Below are 435 nucleotides of genomic sequence, written 5' to 3' on the forward strand. Positions count from 1 at the left end.
GGATGCTTCCAGACAGAAGGCCGCAATTGGCACGCAAGCGCCGCACATCGGGCCGGGATACACCGAGGGTACCTGCCCCAGCGCCATTACCGGCTTCTCAGTCGCCGGTGCGAACTGGGCGGAGCGCCGCGCAGTTGCCGGCGCGCCGCATCTGGATTGCTGTCGCTGCAGTCGCCGTCGTCGCTTTCGGCATCGCCTTCCAGTTTCTCAATCATGGATCGGTCTCGCAGACCCCCTCTCAGCCGGCTGCGACCTACGTCGGCAGCGGAACCTGCGCCGGCTGCCACCAGGCCGAAGCGAAATTGTGGAGCGCCTCGCAGCATAAGGCGGCGATGCAGCATGCCTCCGACCAGACCGTGCTCGGCAATTTCAAGGATGCGAGCTTCGACTCTTACGGCGTGCATTCCCGCTTCTTCCGCGAGGACGGCAAATTCC

Annotated in this window: 1 protein-coding gene; it reads left to right on the top strand. The window is 64.6% G+C overall.

Going from position 1 to position 435, the window contains the following annotated elements; genetic code table 11:
* Positions 1 to 134 precede the first annotated feature (134 nt).
* The coding region (locus VSR71_RS35120) for a hypothetical protein (RefSeq protein WP_342917927.1) at positions 135 to 435 on the top strand (301 nt) is incomplete at its 3' end.

It is taken from the genome of Cupriavidus oxalaticus (assembly GCF_038900635.1).
Taxonomy (GTDB): domain Bacteria; phylum Pseudomonadota; class Gammaproteobacteria; order Burkholderiales; family Burkholderiaceae; genus Cupriavidus; species Cupriavidus oxalaticus_B.